The 15,270-nt window shown below is 53.0% G+C and carries 17 protein-coding genes; all 17 read left to right on the forward strand.

Annotated features, from left to right (window positions below; genetic code table 11):
• The first annotated feature begins 104 nt into the window (after positions 1–104).
• Positions 105–815, forward strand: a complete 711-nt coding sequence (locus tag C2U68_RS16740) for an LPXTG cell wall anchor domain-containing protein (RefSeq protein ID WP_260839380.1) — start codon at positions 105–107, stop codon at positions 813–815.
• Between the two features lie 249 nt (positions 816–1,064).
• Positions 1,065–2,054, forward strand: a complete 990-nt coding sequence (locus C2U68_RS16745; protein ID WP_140913613.1) for a transaldolase — start codon at positions 1,065–1,067, stop codon at positions 2,052–2,054.
• A gap of 104 nt (positions 2,055–2,158) precedes the next feature.
• Positions 2,159–3,235, forward strand: coding sequence for a class II fructose-bisphosphate aldolase (gene fbaA, locus C2U68_RS16750; RefSeq protein ID WP_140913614.1), 1,077 nt, complete (start codon positions 2,159–2,161; stop codon positions 3,233–3,235).
• A gap of 285 nt (positions 3,236–3,520) precedes the next feature.
• Entirely contained in the window at positions 3,521–4,063 is a 543-nt protein-coding gene (locus tag C2U68_RS16755) for a flagellar basal body-associated FliL family protein (RefSeq protein ID WP_140913615.1), read from the forward strand.
• Complete coding sequence (gene fliM / locus C2U68_RS16760) at positions 4,064–5,047, forward strand: flagellar motor switch protein FliM (protein ID WP_140913616.1); 984 nt, start codon at positions 4,064–4,066, stop codon at positions 5,045–5,047.
• 19 nt (positions 5,048–5,066) lie between these two features.
• On the forward strand, positions 5,067–5,519 hold the full coding sequence (gene fliN / locus C2U68_RS16765) for a flagellar motor switch protein FliN (protein ID WP_140913617.1): 453 nt from the start codon (positions 5,067–5,069) through the stop codon (positions 5,517–5,519).
• Positions 5,520–5,524: 5 nt separating this feature from the next.
• Positions 5,525–5,968: a flagellar biosynthetic protein FliO gene (gene fliO / locus C2U68_RS16770; RefSeq protein ID WP_260839387.1), complete on the forward strand. Its 444-nt coding sequence runs from the start codon at positions 5,525–5,527 to the stop codon at positions 5,966–5,968.
• Positions 5,955–6,710 carry a flagellar type III secretion system pore protein FliP gene (gene fliP / locus C2U68_RS16775; RefSeq protein ID WP_260839381.1) on the forward strand — a complete coding sequence of 252 codons (756 nt, stop codon included), beginning with the start codon at positions 5,955–5,957 and terminating at the stop codon, positions 6,708–6,710. Before fliO ends, fliP begins: the two co-directional genes overlap by 14 nt.
• A 68-nt stretch (positions 6,711–6,778) precedes the next feature.
• A complete protein-coding gene (locus C2U68_RS16780; RefSeq protein WP_409563864.1) occupies positions 6,779–6,988 on the forward strand; it encodes a flagellar biosynthetic protein FliQ in 210 nt (69 codons plus the stop codon).
• Positions 6,985–7,761, forward strand: a complete 777-nt coding sequence (gene fliR, locus C2U68_RS16785; protein WP_140913619.1) for a flagellar biosynthetic protein FliR — start codon at positions 6,985–6,987, stop codon at positions 7,759–7,761. Before C2U68_RS16780 ends, fliR begins: the two co-directional genes overlap by 4 nt.
• Positions 7,762–8,889: a flagellar biosynthesis protein FlhB gene (gene flhB, locus C2U68_RS16790; protein WP_140913620.1), complete on the forward strand. Its 1,128-nt coding sequence runs from the start codon at positions 7,762–7,764 to the stop codon at positions 8,887–8,889. It abuts the gene before it with no gap.
• An 18-nt stretch (positions 8,890–8,907) separates the two neighbouring features.
• Positions 8,908–11,004, forward strand: a complete 2,097-nt coding sequence (gene flhA / locus C2U68_RS16795; protein ID WP_140913621.1) for a flagellar biosynthesis protein FlhA — start codon at positions 8,908–8,910, stop codon at positions 11,002–11,004.
• Positions 11,005–11,022: 18 nt separating this feature from the next.
• The gene (flhF, locus tag C2U68_RS16800; protein ID WP_140913622.1) at positions 11,023–12,444 is read left to right on the forward strand and encodes a flagellar biosynthesis protein FlhF; all 1,422 of its coding nucleotides are present in this window, start codon (positions 11,023–11,025) and stop codon (positions 12,442–12,444) included.
• 31 nt (positions 12,445–12,475) lie between these two features.
• Entirely contained in the window at positions 12,476–13,309 is an 834-nt protein-coding gene (locus C2U68_RS16805; RefSeq protein WP_222101925.1) for a MinD/ParA family protein, read from the forward strand.
• A complete protein-coding gene (locus C2U68_RS16810; protein ID WP_140913624.1) occupies positions 13,306–14,052 on the forward strand; it encodes an RNA polymerase sigma factor FliA in 747 nt (248 codons plus the stop codon). Before C2U68_RS16805 ends, C2U68_RS16810 begins: the two co-directional genes overlap by 4 nt.
• Positions 14,053–14,141: 89 nt before the next feature.
• On the forward strand, positions 14,142–14,528 hold the full coding sequence (gene cheY / locus C2U68_RS16815; RefSeq protein ID WP_140913625.1) for a chemotaxis response regulator CheY: 387 nt from the start codon (positions 14,142–14,144) through the stop codon (positions 14,526–14,528).
• Positions 14,529–14,544: 16 nt separating this feature from the next.
• Entirely contained in the window at positions 14,545–15,270 is a 726-nt protein-coding gene (locus tag C2U68_RS16820; protein WP_140913626.1) for a protein phosphatase CheZ, read from the forward strand.

A 15,270-nucleotide genomic window follows, 5' to 3' on the forward strand; every position in this document is an offset into this window, starting at 1 on the left:
TCGTCGCTAACGTCGAAGCCGTTCTTTAATTTTGATAATCAGTAGGCGAAGCTCCGGCTTTTGAAATATCAAATGGCCGGGCTTCTCTTTTCCAACAGCTATAGGTGAAAGACGTGAAAATGAATGAATTGACAAAAGGCGTAATGGCGGCGTTATTGCTGACCAGTTCCGTAGCAATGGCAGAGTCGGATTATCCGGCGGCTGATTATCAGCCAAAAGTTCTGTATACCAATCCGGATTACAAACCGGAAGCAGCTCCCGCCGCTAAAGCAGCCGCGCCTGCGCCGGCTGCTAAAGCTGTAGAAGTCGTAGAAAACGATCCAAATTATCCTGCGACCAATTTCCAGCCCAAAGTAGTTTTCAGCGACTCGGCTTATAAACACGATAAGACCGCTCCGCAAGCACCTGGTGCCCGTTCGTCTTCCGCATCGTCTGCGTCGGCAACGAGCAGCGACGCTAGCGAGGAGGTAAGTTCAAGTGCCGGAGAAAAAGGTTCGTCCAACAACAGCTTGTTGGGCTTGGTCGCCTTGGCCGCTGTTGGCTTCTTCCTGTTTAACAAGAAAGGTGGAGCCGGTTCCGCTTCCGGCGGTGGCTCAGACGCGACTTACGGCGATGCTAACGGCTCTACAGGCGTCGAAAAATATATCGACAGACTGGGTATTAATAAAACCGGCGTTGCTAAGTATTTGGAGAAACAAGACTCCACTCCTGCAACCGGTGTTGCTAAATATATGGCGAAGCAAATCATCAAGGACAGAGAAGGCGCTGCGGCGAAAGCCACAGGCGTGGAAAAGTATTTGCGCGATAAAGTGTAATTTATCGCGAATTATTCTTAGGTAGAAGTCCGGTGGGGTGATTGTCCCGCCGTTATCTGCGGAATCGCCACTTAGCGTGTTTTGGAGAGCCGAATGGCCTCAAAATATGTCAAGTGGCGATTCAGTCTCATATACCCAATTTTGGAAAAACTCCCCATCAAGCATCAAGTGCGAATCGGTAGCTGAAGCGTTCCAGTTCAGCAACGATTTTGCCGACGCAAAGGGAATACATTAACCGAGGATATTTTTATGGCAAAAAACTTATTAGAACAACTTCGTGAAATGACTGTCGTGGTGGCCGACACCGGCGACATTCAAGCAATCGAAACTTTCAAGCCGCGCGATGCGACTACCAACCCATCTTTGATTACCGCTGCAGCACAAATGCCACAATATCAAGGCATCGTCGACGATACCTTGAAATCGGCTCGCGCAACTTTGGGCGCTAGCGCTTCTCCTGCGGAAGTCGCTTCGTTGGCTTTCGATCGTCTGGCGGTTTCATTCGGTTTAAAAATACTGGAAATCATTGAAGGCCGCGTTTCAACCGAAGTTGACGCTCGTTTGTCTTACGACACCGAAGGCACTCTGGCCAAGGCTCGCGACATTATCGCTCAGTATAAAGCTGCCGGTATCGACACCGAGAAGCGGATTCTGATCAAGATCGCTGCGACATGGGAAGGCATTCAAGCTGCCGCGGTGCTGGAAAAGGAAAACATTCATACCAACCTCACCCTGCTGTTTGGCATGCATCAAGCGATCGCGTGCGCGGAAAATGGTATTCAGCTGATCTCGCCTTTCGTCGGCCGTATCCTGGACTGGTACAAAAAAGACACCGGTCGCGATTCTTACGCACCGGATGAAGATCCAGGTGTCTTGTCGGTAACTGAAGTTTACAACTATTACAAAAAATTCGGCTACAAGACTGAAGTAATGGGTGCAAGCTTCCGTAACCTCGGCGAGATTACCGAACTGGCTGGTTGCGATTTGTTGACCATTGCGCCTTCCTTGCTGGCTGAGCTGCAATCTGTTGAAGGCGAACTGCCGCGCAAACTGGATCCGGCCAAAGCTGCGTCCGCTTCTATCGAGAAAATCAGTGTTGATAAAGCGACTTTCGAGCGTATGCACGAAGAAAACCGCATGGCAAATGAGAAATTGAAAGAAGGTATCGACGGTTTCGCCAAGGCATTGGAAACTCTAGAGAAATTGTTGGCCGACCGTTTGGCGGCGCTGGAAGCGTAAGCGCTGTAATCGCGCACAATCAATGTTGTGCGCGACTTAAGTTGATATGCAAGGCCGCCGAATCGAGTACGCGGCCTTTGTTCATTGTTATATAGGTAAAATTCATGGCAAAAATTTTAGATGTAGTAAAACCTGGAGTCGTCACCGGTGAAGATGTGCAAAAAGTCTTTGCGATCTGCAAAGAAAACAAATTTGCACTGCCAGCGGTTAACGTAATCAGCACCGATACCATTAACTCCGTTTTAGAAGCGGCGGCCAAAGCCAAATCACCTGTTATCGTCCAGTTTTCCAACGGCGGTGCGGCGTTCGTTGCCGGCAAAGGCTTGAAATTGGAAGGCCAAGGCTGTTCGATTCACGGTGCAATCTCCGGCGCGCACCATGTTCACCGGATGGCGGAACTCTATGGCGTGCCTGTGATTTTACATACCGACCATGCCGCTAAAAAATTGCTGCCTTGGGTAGACGGTATGCTGGATGAAGGTGAAAGACATTTCGCAGCGACCGGCAAACCGCTATTCAGCTCGCACATGTTGGATCTTTCCGAAGAAAGCCTGGAAGAAAATATCGAAATTTGCGGTAAATATCTGGAGCGCATGTCGAAAATGGGCATGACGCTGGAAATCGAATTGGGTTGCACCGGCGGCGAAGAAGACGGCGTCGATAACAGCGGCATGGACCACTCTGCGTTGTACACCCAACCGGAGGATGTTGCCTACGCTTACGAGCGCTTGAGCAAAATCAGCCACCGCTTCACCATTGCCGCATCATTCGGTAACGTTCACGGCGTGTACTCACCCGGTAATGTCAAACTGACCCCAAAAATTTTGGACAACTCGCAAAAATACGTGTCCGAAAAATTCGGCCTGCCGAATAACTCATTGACCTTTGTCTTCCACGGCGGCTCGGGTTCTTCTCCGGAGGAAATCAAAGAATCCATCAGCTATGGTGTCGTCAAAATGAATATCGACACCGATACCCAATGGGCTTCATGGGAAGGCGTGATGAACTACTACAAGAAGAACGAAGGCTATTTGCAAGGCCAAATCGGCAATCCGGAAGGCGCCGATAAGCCGAACAAAAAATACTATGATCCTCGGGTATGGCAACGCGCCGGCCAAGAAGGCATGGTTGTCCGTCTGCAGCAAGCGTTCCAAGAACTGAACGCCGTCAACTCTTTGTAACGAGTGCTATCCAGCTGCAAAAGCATTCTGCTTTTGCAGCTTTCCCGCTTACCCGTCGTTGGCAATTAGTCAAATTGTTGACGATCCGTTCCGTCAGTCCATGCTGTCTCAGCACGCTAAATTCGGTTTTGTAGCCTCGCCGTATTCGTTCGGCCGACTATACTATCATTCTAAAACCATGATTTTTCTTGTATGATCGAAAAACACTGAGTCGGCATACTCTTGGTTTTCGGTTTGACCAATAACGTGGCATGCGTTGTGCTTTAAGAGTAAAAAAGGTGAAAAATGGCTGAAACTCAAGGAAAAGACGAAGGAAAAAAATCATCCAAAAAACTGATAATCATCATTGCGGTGGTTGTCTTGGCGTTGGCTGGCGGTGGAGCCGCCTATTTTTTCTTGGCCAAACCGGCCGAGAATGGCAAAGAAGCGGCCGACGCAAAACATGGCGAGAATAAACATGCCGAGTCGTCCGCGCATGAAGCCGAAACGGATCACGACAAGCCGCCAGAGCCCGATGTGTATTACGCGTTTCCTACCCCTCTACTGGTCGACTATCCGAGCGGGGCGAGTGCCCGGGTCATCAAAATTTCGCTGACCGTTTTAACCAAAGGTGAAGCCAGCATAGAAGCCATGAAAAAACACGAGCCGATGATCCGGAACAATTTACTGATGGTCATTAGCTCGGTGGGTGCCGACAAAGCGAAGACATTGGAAGGTAAGCAGGAATTGCGGGCAATGATGCAACAAGAGATTGGCAAGGTTTTGGAAAAGATGGCAGGCAAGAATACGCTTAAAGAAGTCTATTTCACTGATTTCATAATGCAATAAATGTCTACCGCCGATTTACTCTCCCAGGATGAAATTGATGCGCTGTTGCACGGCGTAGACGACGGCGATGTCGAAACGGCGGCCGACGACGACGAACGCGGTCGCGGGGCGACCAGACTTTACGATTTCAATAGCCAAGAACGAATCGTTCGCGGCAGGATGCCGACCTTGGAAATGGTCAACGAGCGTTTCGCTCGCCATTTCCGTATCGCGTTGTTCAACTTTTTGCGCCGTGCGGCCGAGATATCGGTATCCGGGATACAGGTACAGAAGTTTTCCGAATTCATTCAGGGTTTGTTCGTTCCGACCAATTTGAACGTGATCAGGATGTCGCCATTGCGCGGCCGGGCGTTGATTGTGATGGAACCGCGCTTGGTATTCACTGCCGTGGATAACTTTTTTGGCGGTGGCGGCCAGTTTTACAACAAGGTCGAAGGTCGCGAGTTCACGCCTACCGAGATGCGGATCATTCGCTTGATTATCGACATGATTTTCAAGGACTTGGCTGAAGCCTGGAAGCCGGTGATGGATGTCGAGTTCGAATACATTAACTCCGAAGTAAACCCGCAATTTGCCAATATCGTCAGCCCTTCCGAGATCGTAGTCATATCGACGATACACGTGGAATTGGAGGGCGGCGGCGGCGACATCAACATCGCGATGCCGTATTCGATGATCGAGCCGATCAGAGAGTTATTAGACGCTGTCACCAGCGACCGAGGAGAAGTCGATGGTCGTTGGCAGGAATCGTTACGGGTCGAAATCATGCGTAGCGAAGTCACATTGAACAGCAAATTAGTTGAAAAAGAAATGTTTATCAGCGAAGTCATCGCGCTTAAAAAAGGCGATGTAATACCGATCGAATTGCCGGAGACCGTGTTGTTGGAGGTTGAGAACGTGCCGGTATTTCGCGGTAAGCTAGGCTTGTCGGATGGTAATTATGCTATTGAAATTATTGACAAAATGACGCTCGATAATATTTGAGACATGGGAAGGGATTGAGATGAGCGAGAACGACGAAATTGGTGACGATTGGGCCGCGGCCATGAACGAGCAGGCGGAAGCCGAAGCGGAAGCGGATTGGGGCGATGCCTTGAAGGAACAAGCGGCTGTGTCGAAGGGGTCAAGCGGCTATTCCACCGCCGAATTTCCGGACTTGGGCGACAGTAAGCCCAAGCCGACCGCTGGCGGCGAAGAGGTGAAGCTGGACGTAATTTTGGATGTGCCGGTTACCGTGTCGCTGGAAATCGGCAGAACCAAGATCAATATCCGTAACCTGTTGCAGCTTAACCAGGGTTCGGTAGTGGAATTGGACCGTTTCGCGGGCGAACCGATGGACGTGCTGGTTAACGGGACGCTTGTGGCCCACGGCGAGGTGGTTGTGGTAAACGACAAATTCGGTATCCGTTTGACCGATATTATCAGCCCTTCGGAACGGGTGCGAAAACTGGGTTGAACATTGTGCAAAGTCTGGCAAGGTTGATATTTGCGATGGGGCTGGTGTCCTGTGCTTGGGCCGAAGACTCGCCCACCGCGCCCAAGGCGGGGGCCAAACTCGTGACCTCAGCGGACGTGGCGCAATGGGTGTTGGCCTTGCTGTTGGTGTTGGCGCTGTTTTTGTCGTTGGCCTGGGCGTTGAAAAAAACCGGCGGATTGGGTTTTGCCGGCAAAAGCAAATTAGCGGTACTGGCCGGGCTGTCACTGGGCTTGAGGGAAAAGCTGATTTTGGTCCGCGTCGGCGAAAAAGAATTATTGTTAGGTGTCAGCAGCGGCCGTATCGACAAATTACTCGAGTTGGAAGGCGAGCAACGCTTATTCGCCGACCAGTCCGACCCGCAAAGTGTCAGCCCGTTTGCGAAGAAATTATTGCAAGCCATGCAAAGTAAAGCTGATGAACGGGCCTAGTAAGCTGATTTTGGTTTTGCTGGGAGGCTGTGGATTACTGTGGGCTGCGGGGGTGCAGGCTGTGCCCGGTGTGGATGCGATTACGGTGACCAATAATCCCAAAGGCGGCGAAACCTATACGGTCACAATCCAGATTTTGGCGCTGATGACGCTATTGACGCTGCTGCCGGCGTTATTGTTGTCGATGACGGCGTTTACCCGGGTCATGATCGTGTTGGGGCTATTGCGGCAGGCGATCGGCGCAGCGCAAGCTCCCAGCAACCAAGTCTTGCTGGGGTTGTCGTTATTCCTGACGATTTTCATTATGACCCCGGTGCTGGACAAGGTGAACGAAACCGCGGTACAGCCTTACCTGGAAGAAAAGATCGATGCCGTCACCGCGTTGCAAAACGCGTCGGAACCGTTCAAACAATTCATGTTAAAGCAAACGCGCGAGGCGGATTTGGATACCTTCGTCCGGATATCCGGCCGCGAGCAAATCAACAAACCCGAAGACGTGCCGTTTTCGTTGTTGGTGCCGGCATATGTCACCAGTGAATTGAAAACCGCATTTCAGATCGGCTTTCTGATTTTCCTGCCGTTTCTGGTGATCGATCTGGTTGTGGCCAGCGTACTGATGTCGATGGGGATGATGATGCTGTCGCCTATGATCGTGTCCTTGCCGTTTAAAATCATGTTGTTCGTGCTGGCCGACGGTTGGACCATGGTCATGGAAATGCTGGCGGCCAGTTTTTACGTGTAGGCCTGAATGTGACTCCGGAAACGATCTCAAACGTAGCGCAGGACACGGTATTGATCGGCCTGAAACTGATGGGGCCGATATTGATCGCTTCCCTGGTCGTGGGCTTGCTGGTTTCGATGTTTCAGGCGGCAACCTCGATCCAGGAACAGACTCTGACCTTCATCCCCAAGTTGGTCGCGATTATCGCGGTACTAATGATTGCGGGTCCGGGGATGCTGCAAATGCTGATCGATTATTTCCAGGACTTGATGCGCGATATTCCCTCCTTGATCGGATGAACGTCACCGAAAACGAGATATTGGGCTATCTCGCCGGTTTCATCTGGCCATTCTTTCGCATTAGTTCGATGTTCATCACCATCCCGGTTTTCAGCGTTAACGCCTTGCCGGCCCGGGTCCGCGTGATCGCCAGCCTGCTGATCACTTTGGCGATATTTCCGACTTTGCCGGCCATGCCGACAATCGACGTATTCGGTTACCAAGGTTTACTGGTCGCCGTCCAACAGGTCGCCCTGGGCGCTACTGCCGGCTTCATTCTGCAAATGGTGTTTTCAATCATGCTGTTCGCCGGTCAGGCCATCGCCTATAGCATGGGGCTTGGTTTTGCCTCGATGGTCGATCCGGTCTCGGGCGTGCAAGTTCCGGTCGTGGCGCAATTGTTCGTGATTAGCGGTAGTCTGTTGTTTTTGGCGGTGGACGGTCATTTGCTGTTGATCGAAATGCTGGCGCAAAGCTTCCATACTCTGCCGATTGCGGCAACCGGAATCGGAAAAGCCGATTTGTGGCGGGTGGCGTTATGGGGCGGCACCATATTCGCCGACGGCTTATTGTTGGCAATGCCGGTGATGGCAGCGTTGCTGTTCGTCAATATCAGTTTTGGCGTGGCTTCCAAAGCTGCGCCGCAATTGCAGATTTTCGGCGTCGGCTTTCCGGTAACCATCATGTTGGGGATGGTCTTGATTTGGGTAGGATTGCCGACCTTGCTGGAAGTCTTCGCCGATATGTTGCACCAGGGCTTCGCGTTGGTGAACGAGTTGTTGAGGTTGCAGTAAGTGGCGGAAGAATCCGGTCAGGACAAAACCGAAGACCCCACCGGCAAGCGGCTCACCGATTCGCGTAAAAAAGGCCAGGTTCCCCGCTCCAAAGAACTGAATACCTTTGTCACGCTGATGGTCAGTTCGGCGCTGTTCTTTTATGCCGGCCAGGGCATGTGGCATGGTTTGTTGGAGGTGATGAAGCGGCCGTTGCGGGTATCGCGCGAGCAAATTTTCGACCCGGTGACCTTGACCACCTACCTAAAAACGGCTTTTGCCGACGGCGTTTGGATCATTCTGCCGTTCTTGGCGGTGTTGGCGGTTTTCGATCTGGTGGCGGCGACGCTGTTGGGCGGCTGGAACTTTACCAGCGAAGGATTTGCCTTTAATTTCGCCAAATTGAATCCTTTGACCGGCGTCAAAAAAATTCTCGGCGTCCAGGGTGTGGTCGAATTGGTCAAGGCGGTGTTGAAGACCGTATTGGTGGCGCTGGTGGCGTGGAATCTGTTCAAATGGAATTTCGACGAATTCATGGCATTGAGCAGGCTGCCGATTGCGCAGTCGGTGCAGCAGGCCGGCGAAATGATATCGGTCTCGCTGCTGATTTTAAGCGCCACGTTCGTGTTGCTGGTGATGCTGGATGCGCCTTACCAACTGTGGAATTACCAGCGGCAACTGAAAATGACCAAGCAGGAAGTCCGCGACGAATCCAAGGAGCAGGAGGGCAGTCCGGAAGTCAAAGGCCGGCAACGGCGGCTGCAAATGGAAGCGGCGCAACGGCGGATGATGGACGCAGTGCCCAGTGCGGATGTCATCGTTACCAACCCGACCCATTTTGCTGTTGCATTGAAATACGACCAGAGCGGCAACGGAGCGCCGGTGCTGGTCGCCAAAGGCGTCGATTTGATTGCCGCGCAGATCCGGCAGTTGGCGATAGGCGCCAAAGTGCCGCTGGTAGCGGCGCCGTCGTTGGCCCGCGCTTTGTACTATTCCACCGATTTGAACCGGGAAATCCCGCGCGGCCTGTTTTTGGCGGTCGCGCAGGTATTGGCCTATGTTTACCAATTACGCGCTTCCTCTCAATACGGCTGGATCAAGCCGGTGCCGCCGGGCGACGTCCCGGTGCCCGATGATTTCAAACAATAGCGCCTTACCGAGCCCGTTATGGATTTCAGCAAATTAACCAATGCCTTGAAAATGGTCGCCGGCCTCGGCCTGGGTGCGCCGCTGCTGATCATCATGCTGTTGTCGCTATTGATCCTGCCGTTACCGCCGTTCGTGCTGGACCTGTTTTTTACCTTCAACATCGCGTTTTCGCTGATTATCCTGCTGGTGGTGGTTTACACCCTGAAGCCGTTGGAATTCGCCTCGTTTCCGACCGTGATTCTGATTGCGACGTTGCTGCGGTTGGCGTTGAACGTGGCGTCGACCAGGGTCGTGCTGATTCGCGGCCACGAGGGCGGCGATGCGGCCGGCAAAGTGATCGAGGCGTTCGGCTCGTTCGTGATCGGTGGCAATTTTGCAGTCGGTATCGTCGTGTTTGTGATCCTGATCGTGATCAATTTCATGGTGGTGACCAAGGGCGCCGGGCGGGTGGCCGAAGTCAGCGCGCGGTTTACCCTGGACGCGATGCCCGGCAAGCAAATGGCGATCGACGCGGACTTGAATTCCGGCCTGATCAATCAGGACGAGGCGCGGGCCCGGCGCGAAGAGGTGGCCGCCGAGGCCGACTTCTACGGTTCTATGGACGGTGCCAGCAAATTCGTGCGCGGCGATGCGGTGGCCGGCATCATCATCATGTTCGTTAACATGATCGGCGGGTTGGCGATCGGTGTCGGCCAACACGGCATGAGTTTCTCCGATGCGGCCAACGTCTATGTGTTGTTGACGATTGGCGACGGCTTGGTCGCCCAGATTCCGTCCTTGTTGCTGTCGGTGGCCGCGGCGATGGTCGTAACCAGGGTACGCGGCGCCAAACAGGACATCGGCAAGCAATTGACCTCGCAGATGTTCGAGGATCCGAAAACGCTGTTGGTTACCGCGGCAGTGATGGGTTTGCTCGGCATCATTCCCGGTATGCCGAATCTGGTATTCATCCTGCTGGCATCGACTTTGGCCGGCGGCGCCTATTTGATCGATCGCCGCCGCAAATTGGAGGAGGAAAACGCCTTGGCGGCGGTGAATATCGCCTCGCCGCAAGCGGCTAAGGCCGAAATCAAAGAGCTCGGATGGGACGATGTGATGCCGGTCGACGCGATCGGTTTAGAGGTTGGCTACCGGCTGATTCCGCTGGTGGACCGCAACCAGGGCGGCCAGTTGATGATGCGGATCAAAGGCGTGCGCAAGAAATTGTCGCAAGAACTTGGGTTCCTGATTCCGTCGGTACATATTCGCGATAACCTGGATCTGGCGCCCACGGAATACCGGATTTCGTTGATGGGGGTCAGCGTCGGCGAGGCCAATATCATGCCGGAAAAAGAAATGGCGATTAACCCCGGTCGGGTGTTCGGCAGTTTGCCTGGTTCGCCTTGCAAGGACCCGGCTTTCGGTTTGGATGCGGTCTGGATAGACGGCAATCAAAAAGACCAGGCGCAGACTCTGGGTTACACCGTGGTCGATCCGAGCACCGTCGTTGCCACTCATCTCAGCCATGTCTTGCAAAGCAATGCCCACGAACTGTTCGGTTACGAAGAGGCGCAGCAGTTACTGGATAATCTGGCCAAGCTGGCGCCGAAGTTGGTCGAGGATTTGGTGCCGAAAACCCTGCCGTTGGGCGTGTTGGTAAAAGTGTTGCAAAACCTGCTGCAAGAGCGGGTCTCGATTCGGGATATGCGCACGATCGCCGAAACTTTGGCGGAGTACGGGGTCAAGAGTCAAGATCCGGACATCTTAACTTCGGCGGTGCGTGCCTCGTTAGGCCGGTCAATTGTGCATGAAATCAATGGGGTACAGGTTGAAATTCCTGTTATTACCCTCGATCCAGGATTGGAACAGATATTGCATAAGTCATTGCAAACGGCGGGCGAGAGCGGGGCCGGCTTGGAGCCGGGTCTGGCCGAGCAGATGCACAAATCCCTGGAGGACAGTGCGCAGCGGATGGAAATGGAAGGGCAAGCACCGGTTTTGCTGGTGTCTTCCTTCATCCGTCCTTGGTTGGCTCGCTTCGTTCGCCATTCGATACCGGGGCTACATGTGCTGGCTTATAACGAAATTCCCCAAGATCGGCAGATCAGGGTGGTTTCGACAGTGGGGCAGCGTTAATAAAACAGAGGTTGCGCAATGAAAATAAAACGCTTTTTTGCAGCAGACATACGGCAGGCCATGCGCATGGTCAAAGAAGAATTGGGCGCCGATGCGGTGATTATGTCCAACAAGTCGGTGGACGGCGGTGTCGAAATCGTGGCGGCCCGCGATTTCGACGAGCAGGTGATCCACCGGAATCTGAAACAGCGCGAGGAAGAAAAGGCGCCGGCGCCGGCGCCGGTGCGCGAACCGAAGAAAGTCGATTTGCCCGATTTCGATGGTGACAAAAAACCGTTACATGTGTTGCCCAGCGCCAGAAAACGTAATGCGGACGGTTCGCTGCCGGAAAATCCGATTCGACGCCACATGGACCAGTACATCGGCTACGCTGAAAAACTCCAGGTCGGCAATAGTCAGGCGCAGAAAATAGCTGAAAAAGTCCGTCCTGCGGAAAAACCGGCTTGGGCCGGCGCCGACCCGAAATTGAAACCGGCGCCGCTCGATCCGCGGCCGGTTCAAGCCACTGCGCCGGACAAATTCATCCACGAAATGCGCCAGGAAATGAAGGAACTGCGCAGTATGTTGGACGCCAAGCTGTCCGGTATCGTCATGCAAATGCCGCAGCATGGTCAGACCATGCACGAGGAATTGCGCGAACGTCTGGGTGACTACGGTTTCTCCAGACATTTGTCCGGCAAAATTGCCAACCGCCTGGGTAGCCATAAAAACCTCGAGTTGGCGATGGATAAGGCCAGAGAAATGTTGGCCGGGCTGGTGCCGATTGCCGACGATCGCTTGCTGGAGCAAGGCGGTATCGCGGCGTTGGTCGGCTCTACCGGCGTCGGCAAAACCACGACTGTCGCCAAATTGGCGGCACAATTCATTCTAAAGCACGGCTCCCGCCAAATCGCATTGATCACCACCGATAATTATCGGATCGGGGCTCATGAGCAAATCAACACTTACGGCCGAATTCTGGATGTCCCGGTGCGAGTGGCGGGCGATGCGGACGAGTTGCGCCGGCACATCGATAGCTTTGCCGACAAACGCCTGATTTTGATCGATACGGCCGGCATGAGTCAGCGCGATATGCGTTTGGCCGAACAGCTGAAAACTCTACAACACGGCGATTTGCCGATCCGTTCTTACCTGGTGATGTCGGCAACGACGCAATACAAGGCGATGCTGGAAATTATGGATGCGTTCCGAATACTCGAGCCACAAGCGACTATACTTACCAAGATGGACGAGGCTGTCAGTAAGGGAACTGCGTTGTCGGCTGTTATCGAACGGCGGATGCCGGTGTCGTTTATTACCGATGGCCAACAAGTACCGGAGGATATTTATCAGCCGGAAGCCGACACCTTGATTCGGCAGTGCATGAGCGGTAGCGAAGGCGACAGTCCGTATGGCGGCGAATTGAATTACGGCGAGTGGTTGGCGGAAAGCCATGCATAAGCCATTCGATCAAGCAGCTGGAATAAGACAGATGAGACATATGAAACCGGTACGAGTGATCGCCGTGACTAGCGGCAAGGGCGGGGTAGGCAAAACCAACCTTTCCGTGAATATTGGCGTGGCGCTGGCCAAGATCGGCCGGCGGGTCGCCATACTCGATGCCGATATGGGATTGGCCAACGTCGACATTCTATTGGGCCTGTTTCCGGAATTTAACTTGTCGCACGTACTGAACGGCGAGAAAAGCTTGCAAGACATCATGATGACCGGTCCTGCCGGGCTGAAAATTATTCCGGCGTCTTCCGGGATACAACGTATGTCGGATCTGTCCAGTGTCGAGCAGGCCGGTGTAATTCGCGCGTTCAGCGAGATCGATAGAGAACTGGACGTGCTGATTGTCGATACCGCGGCCGGCATTTCGGCCAGCGTGGTCAATTTCGCCCGCGCCTGCCAGGAAATTATCGTCGTGGTTTGCGACGAACCGACTTCGCTGGCCGACGCCTATGCTTACATCAAATTGCTGAACCGAGACTACGGTTTAAACAGCTTTCACATTATTACCAACATGGTGCAGTCGGCGGAGCACGGCCAGGCGTTGTTCAATAAATTGAGCAAGGTGACCGACCGCTACCTGGACGTGGCTTTGCAATTTGTCGGTGCGGTGCCGCAAGACGAATACTTGAAAAAATCGGTGCAAAAACAGGTACCGGTGGTGGAAGCTTTTCCGCAAAGCAAAGCGGCCCTGGCAATCAAAAATTTGGCGAGAAAGATCGACCATTGGCCGATCAAACCGAAAGCCGGCGGCTACTTGGAGTTTTTTGTCGAACGCATGATTCAGTACAGTGCAAAAGAGGATGTTGCATGAGTGGAGCGGCAATGTATGCGGCCGTACAGTCCGCAAATATTGACGCTTTGGTGGCGCAGCATACGCCATTGGTAAAACGGATTGCCTACCACTTGATGGGCCGCTTGCCGGATACGGTACAGCTCGACGATTTGATCCAATCCGGCATGCTGGGGTTGCTGGAGGCGCTGAAACATTACGACTCCGGCCAGGGTGCCAGTTTCGAGACCTATGCCGGCATTCGGATTCGCGGTGCGATGCTGGACGAATTGCGCCGCTCGGACTGGACCCCGCGTTCCGTACATAAAAAGGCGCGCATGGTGGCGGAAGCTATACGCGAGCTTGAGAATACCTTGGGACGCGACGCCAAGGATGCCGAAGTCGCCAAGCATATGGGGATCGATCTGGGCGAATACCACCAGATTTTGCAGGACGCAGTGTCTTGTAAGACCTTTAGCGTCGAAGAATTGATCCAGGGCGAAGACAGTATCATCGACGATGTTCAAGGCCATCACCAGCCGGATGAACTATTGTTACAGCAGAGTTTTCGCAAGGCCTTGGCCAAAGCGATAGCGGAATTGCCGGAGCGGGAGCGTCTGGTGATCTCGCTTTATTACGATGAAGAGCTAAATTTACGTGAGATCGGCAAGGTTCTCGATGTCAGCGAGTCGAGAGTCAGCCAAATCTGCAGCCAAGCCATGTTGCGCTTGCGTGCTAGGCTTGCGGATTGGATAGAACGGAAAGATAATGAAAAGTCCTGCTAAATTGCGGTTATTTCAAGGTTTTTTCGTGAGTTTCGGCAATTTGCCTGGTTGTTTCTTAATAAATAATGTGATCTGGGTGGAGATTTTCCTTGGATAAAAATATGCGCATTCTGATTGTCGACGATTTTTCGACAATGCGGAGAATAGTAAAAAACTTGTTAAAAGATCTCGGTTTTACCAACACGGTAGAAGCAGACGACGGCAAATCCGCACTGCCGATTTTGGAAAAAGGCGGGATCGATTTCCTGATTACTGACTGGAATATGCCCGGTATGACCGGCATAGACCTGCTTAAGGCGGTCAGATCGACGCCGAGTCTGGCCAATCTCCCTGTTTTGATGGTGACCGCCGAAGCCAAACGCGAGCAGATCATCATGGCCGCGCAAGCTGGCGTAAACGGGTATGTGATCAAACCGTTTACGGCTGCGACGTTGAAAGAAAAAATCGAAAAGATTTTCGAACGTATCGACGGCTAACACCAGGAAGCGCGCTATGAATAATGAGCTATTGCAATTGGCCCGGGAACTGGTTTCAGCCTTGGAAAAAGGTGACGAAGCGACTGCCGACCAGATTCTGGATCAGGTTGCCGGCGTCAGAGAGACGCAGTTGTTCCAGGAAGTCGGACGCTTGACTCGGCAATTGCACGACACCATGGTGAGTTTCTCGGTCGATTCGAAGATCACCGAAATGACCGAACACGACATACCGGATGCCAAGGAGCGTTTGCAGTACGTCATTGCGATGACCGAACAGGCCGCTAACCAAACGTTGACGGCGGTGGAAGATTTGCTGCCGGTTTCGGACGAATTAAGTAATCGGGTCAATCAACTGGCGGGGCAATGGAACCGTTTTCTCGATCGGGAAATGCCGTTCGACGAATTCAAGGCCATGAGTGCCGATTTGAGCCAGTATTTCAATCAGTCGCGGCTGGAATTGGACAAAATTCAGGCGGGCTTGAACGATATCTTGATGGCTCAAGGGTTCCAGGACATCACCGGCCAAATCATTCGCCGCGTTATCGATTTGGTGCAGGATCTGGAAAACAGCATGGTCAATCTGATCAAAATTTCCAGCCGTAAAGTCGGGCCAAATACGCAGAAACCGGCCCACGAGAACGAATTGCCGGGGCCGGTGGTGCCAGGTGTGGATGATAGAGAGGGCGATGTTGCGACGAGCCAGGTCGATGTCGATGACTTATTGTCTAGTCTAGGTTTTTGA

The organism is Methylomonas koyamae, from assembly GCF_006483455.1.
GTDB classification, from domain to species: domain Bacteria; phylum Pseudomonadota; class Gammaproteobacteria; order Methylococcales; family Methylomonadaceae; genus Methylomonas; species Methylomonas koyamae_B.